This is a genomic window from Rhizobacter sp. (genome assembly GCF_035702065.1).
Taxonomy (GTDB): Bacteria; Pseudomonadota; Gammaproteobacteria; order Burkholderiales; family Burkholderiaceae_C; genus Rhizobacter.
The window spans coordinates 1-4939 of record NZ_DASSRA010000320.1 but is presented as its reverse complement, the minus strand read 5'-3'; the positions used below and the strand labels follow the sequence as shown (position 1 = coordinate 4939).

Below are 4939 nucleotides of genomic sequence, written 5' to 3'. Positions count from 1 at the left end.
GCTCGAGACGCTCGACATGGGCAAGCCGATCCGCTACGCGCTGTCCGTGGACGTGCCGGCCACGGCCCGCTGCATCGCCTGGTACGGCGAGGCGGTGGACAAGCGCTACGACGAGGTCGCGCCGACGCCCGCTTCGGCGCTGGCGCTGATCACCCGCGAGCCCATGGGCGTGATCGGCGCGGTCGTGCCCTGGAACTACCCGATGATCATGGCCGCCTGGAAGCTCGGGCCGGCGCTGGCCGCGGGCAACTCGGTGGTGCTCAAGCCGAGCGAGAAGTCGCCGCTGACCGCCCTGCGCCTGGCCGAGCTGGCGCTCGAAGCCGGTCTGCCCGAAGGCGTGTTCAACGTCGTGCCCGGCTACGGCCATGAGGCTGGCGAGGCGCTGGCCCTGCACATGGACGTCGACGCCATCGGCTTCACCGGCTCCACCCGCGTGGGCCGCAAGATGCTCGAGTACGCCGGCCGCAGCAACCTGAAGCGCGTCTACAACGAGCTGGGCGGCAAGTCGGCCTTCGTGGTGTTCCCCGACTTCGACGACATCCCCCGCGCCGCCAAGACCGTGGCGGGCAGCATGTTCTTCAACCAGGGTGAGTCGTGCAACGCCCCCTCGCGGGTGTTCGTGCACGAAAGCGTCGCCGACGAGTTCGTGAAGATCGTCGCCGGCGAAGCCCCCGCCTACCAGCCAGGCGACCCGCTCGATGCCGCCACCGAGATGGGCGCCCTGGTCGACGACACGCAGCTGCGCACCGTGCTCGGCTACATCGAAGCCGGCCGCAGCGAAGGTGCCCGCATCGCAACCGGTGGCCAGCAAGCTCGCGCCGAGACCGGCGGCTACTTCGTGCAGCCCACGGTGTTCGATGGCGTGCACAACGGCATGAAGATCGCCCGCGAAGAGATCTTCGGCCCGGTGCTCTCGGTCATCCGCTTCAAGACCGAAGAAGAGGCCATCGCACTGGCCAACGACTCCACCTATGGCCTGCAGGCCAGCGTCTGGAGCAGCAACATCAACCGTGCCCACCGCGTGGCGCGTGCGCTGCGGGCTGGCACGGTGCACGTCAACCAGTACGACGAAGACGACATCACTGTGCCCTTCGGCGGGTACAAGCAAAGTGGCAACGGACGCGACAAGTCGCTGCACGCGTTCGACAAGTACACCGAGCTCAAGACGACCTGGATCCGGATCGATTGAGCCCCCCAGTCGCTTCGCTCCTGCCCCCAAGGGGCGCCACCCAGAGGCCCGGCAAAGCCGGTTCCTCGGGTGTTGCTTGAGGGGGCACTTCGCTTCGCTTGTGCATGTGCCGTCCGAGTGACACAGTCTGCTCAGGCTGAGGTATCGAAGCTCTGCCCGGAGACCCGCATGAACCACTCCCTCAACGAACAACTGATGGCCCGCAAGGCCGCCGCCACGCCACGTGGCGTGGGCGTCATGGGCACCTTCTTCGCCGACCGCGCCGAGAACGGCGAGCTGTGGGACGTCGAAGGCCGGCGCTACCTCGACTTCGCCGGCGGCATCGCGGTCATGAACACCGGGCACCGTCACCCGAAGATCGTTGCCGCGATCGAGGCCCAGCTCAAGCGCTTCACCCATACCTGCTACCAGGTCGTGCCTTACGAGGGCTACATCGCGCTGGCCGAGAAGCTCAACGCGCTCACGCCCGGCACTCACGCCAAGAAGACCGCGCTCTTCAGCACCGGCGCCGAGGCGATCGAGAACGCGATCAAGATCTCCCGCGCGCACACCAGGCGCTCGGGCGTCATCGCCTTCGGCGGCGCCTTCCATGGCCGCAGCCTGTTCGCCGTGGCGCTCACGGGCAAGGTGCAGCCCTACAAGGCGGGCTTCGGGCCCTTCCCGCCCGAGATCTACCACGCGCCCTTCCCTTGCGAACGCACGCCGCTCGACGACGTGAAGAAGGCGGTGCAGCATCTCTTCAAGGCCGACATCGACCCCGCCCGCGTGGCGGCCATCGTGTTCGAGCCGGTGCAAGGTGAAGGCGGCTTCAACGTGATCCGTGCCGAGGCCGTGAAGTGGTTGCGCGAGCTGTGCGACCAGCACGGCATCGTGCTGATTGCCGACGAGGTGCAGACCGGCTTCGGCCGCACCGGCAAGCTCTTCGCCATGGAGCATTACGGCGTGCTGCCTGACATCCTGGTGAGCGCGAAATCGCTGGCCGCGGGCCTGCCCTTGTCCGCCGTGACCGGCCGCGCCGAGATCATGGACGCGCCCGCCCCCGGCGGCCTGGGCGGCACCTACGCCGGCAACCCGTTGGCCATTGCAGCAGCCCACGCCGTGATCGACGTGATGCGCGACGAGCAGCTGCCCGAGCGTGGCCAGCAGTTGGGCGATGCGCTCAAGGTGGCGCTGAACGGCATGTGCTCCGAGGTGCCGCAGATCAGCGACATCCGCGGCCTGGGCGCAATGGTGGCCGTCGAGTTCACCCGCCCGCGCAGCGGCGAGCCCGACGCCGACTTCGCCAAGCGCGTGCAGGCCGAGGCGCTGAGGCGCGGGCTGATCCTGCTGACCTGCGGGGTCGACGGCAACGTGATCCGCTTCCTCTTCCCGCTCACCATCGCGGCAGCCCATTTCGACGAAGCCGTCGACATCCTGAAAGGTGCCCTGCGCCTGGCCGCGACCGCATGAAGGAACTCGGCGCCACCCTGGCGGAACAACTGACGACACAGGGCGTCCACACCCTCATCGCCCAGTTCACCGATGTGCACGGCGTCGCCAAGGGCAAGCTGGTGCCTCTGGCACAGCTCGATCTACTGCTGAGCGAAGGCGTGGGCTTTGCCGGCCCGTCGATCTGGGGCACGGGTTTGCCGCGCACCGGCCCGCGCTCGGAGTACTACGGCCGCGGCGATGCCAGCACCGCGCGCGCCCTGCCCTGGATGCCCGGCTACGCACGCATCGCCTGCGACGGCTTCGTGGCCGGCGAGCCTTTCGACGCCTGCCCGCGCCAGGTGCTGCGCCGCCAGATCGCACGCCTGGCCGAGCGCGGGCTGACGATGCGCACCGGTATCGAGCCGGAGTTCTTCCTGCTCGACCCCAGAGCGACAGCACCCGCACCGGCCGATGCCGGCGATGGCCTGGACAAGCCCTCCTACGACCTCAAGACCCTGCCCCGCCAGCGCGAACTCCTGCACGAACTGAGCAGCGGCCTCACTGCCTGCGGGCTCGACGTCTTCCAGATCGACCACGAAGACGCCCACGGCCAGTACGAGCTCAACTTCCACCATGCCGAGGCTCTCACCAGCGCCGACCACCTGATGCTCTTCAAGATGGCAGCACACGCCATCGCCGAGCGCCATGGCAGCCTCTTCTCGATGATGCCCAAGCCCTTCGCCAACCAGCCGGGCAGCGGCATGCACTTCCACGTGTCGCTGTGGCAAGGCCAGGGCGAGAACGCCGTTTGCGTGGACGAGCCGCACTTCATCGCCGGCGTGCTGCACCACTCGGCCGCGCTGTGCGCGCTGGCCGCGCCCACGGTCAACAGCTACAAGCGCCTGGTGGTGGGCGAGTCACTGTCGGGCACCTCCTGGGCGCCGGCCTATGTGGCCCACGGGCCGAACAACCGCACGGCCCTGGTCCGCACGCTGGCCGGCCGCTTCGAGTGGCGACTGCCCGATTCGTCAGCGAACCCCTACCTGGCCACCGCCGGGCTCATCGCAGCCGGCCTGGATGGCATCGACCGGCGGCGGGACCCCGGCCCTGCGTGCGCCGACGATCTGTTCGACCTGCCCTTGACCGAGATCCGCGCTCGCGGCATCGCGGTGCTGCCGCAGAGCCTGGGCGAGGCAGTCGATGCGCTCGCCGACAACGAGGTGCTTTGCTCGGCTTTGGGGGAGACGCTGGCCGGCGAGTTCACCCGCCTCAAGCGCGAGGAATGGATCGCCTATTCGCGGCACGTCAGCGCCTGGGAGACGGCGCGCTACGCCGCCGCCTTCTGACCCGATGCACCCGCGCGCGCCCTGGGTCTCTTACCTCTGCCTGGGCAGCAGCATGGCCCTGGTCGGCAGCTACGTCGGCTTCTCCAAGCTGCTGGTGCTGGTGTTCCCGGTCTTCCTGCTGGCCTGGCTGCGCTTTGGCATCGGCGCCGTCGCCATGGCCGGCTGGTTCCGGCGCGCCCCCGGTGAGGCGCCACTCAGCCGGCACGACCGCATCCTGCTGTTCTTCGAGTCCTTCTTCGGCAACTTCCTGTTTTCCATCTGCATGCTGTTCGGCGTGTCGCTCACCTCCGCGCTGGCCGCGGGCGTGATCATGGCGGCGCTACCGGGCGTGGTGGCGGTGATGTCGTGGGTGGCGCTGCGCGAGCGCATCACGCGCCGTGTGGCGGCCGGCATCGCCTGCGCGGTGGGCGGCATCGCGCTGGTGTCGGCCACCAAGCACGCGGGTGGCGACACGGGCACCTCGCTGTGGGGCAACCTGCTGCTGTGCGGTGCCGTCACCTGCGAAGCCAGCTACGTGGTCATCGGCAAGAAGCTCACCGGCCAGGTCTCGGCCAAGCGCATCAGCGCGCTGGTCAATCTGTGGGGCCTGTTGCTGGTGACGCCCTTCGGGCTGTGGCAGGCGGCGAGCTTCGACTTCTCGGCCGTTGCCCCAACCCACTGGTGGCTGCTGCTCTTCTATTCGCTGGCCGCCAGCATGGTCACCGTGTGGCTGTGGATGACCGGCCTGCGCCATGTGCCGGCGTCGTCGGCCGGGGTCTTCACGGTGATGCTGCCGGTGAGCGCCGCGGTGGTGGGCGTGGCCTTCCTCGGCGAGCGCTTCAGCCTGGCCCAGGCCGCCGCCTTTGCGCTGGCGCTGGCGGGCGTGGTGCTGGCCACCTGGCCCGCGAGAGGCGGGGCACCGGCTCCGGTGCAAGCGCCTCTCGCGCCCGGACGCTCTGACCCGTCAGTCGGGCAAAGCCACCAGCTTGAAGACGTCGAGCACTGCGGTGGTGGG

3 protein-coding genes and 1 pseudogene are annotated in these 4939 nt (G+C 69.0%); all 4 read left to right on the top strand.

The features are described from left to right. The coding region (locus VFL64_RS14205; protein WP_489541032.1) for an aldehyde dehydrogenase at positions 1-1189 on the top strand (1189 nt) is incomplete at its 5' end. A gap of 168 nt (positions 1190-1357) precedes the next feature. Continuing rightward, on the top strand, positions 1358-2638 hold the full coding sequence (gene gabT, locus VFL64_RS14200) for a 4-aminobutyrate--2-oxoglutarate transaminase (protein WP_489541031.1): 1281 nt from the start codon (positions 1358-1360) through the stop codon (positions 2636-2638). Further along, positions 2635-3945 (top strand): type III glutamate--ammonia ligase, encoded by a 1311-nt coding sequence (gene glnT, locus VFL64_RS14195; protein WP_489541030.1) that lies wholly within the window; start codon positions 2635-2637, stop codon positions 3943-3945. The genes gabT and glnT overlap by 4 nt, the downstream gene beginning before the upstream one ends. Before the next feature lie 4 nt (positions 3946-3949). Beyond that, a pseudogene (locus VFL64_RS14190) lies at positions 3950-4834 on the top strand (DMT family transporter); the annotation flags it as partial. Between the last annotated feature and the right edge of the window lie 105 nt (positions 4835-4939).

Coding starts and splice junctions, on each gene's coding strand:
- glnT (WP_489541030.1), top strand. CDS start 2,635: ATGAAGGAACTCGGCGCCACCCTGGCGGAACAACTGACGACACAGGGC.
- gabT (WP_489541031.1), top strand. CDS start 1,358: ATGAACCACTCCCTCAACGAACAACTGATGGCCCGCAAGGCCGCCGCC.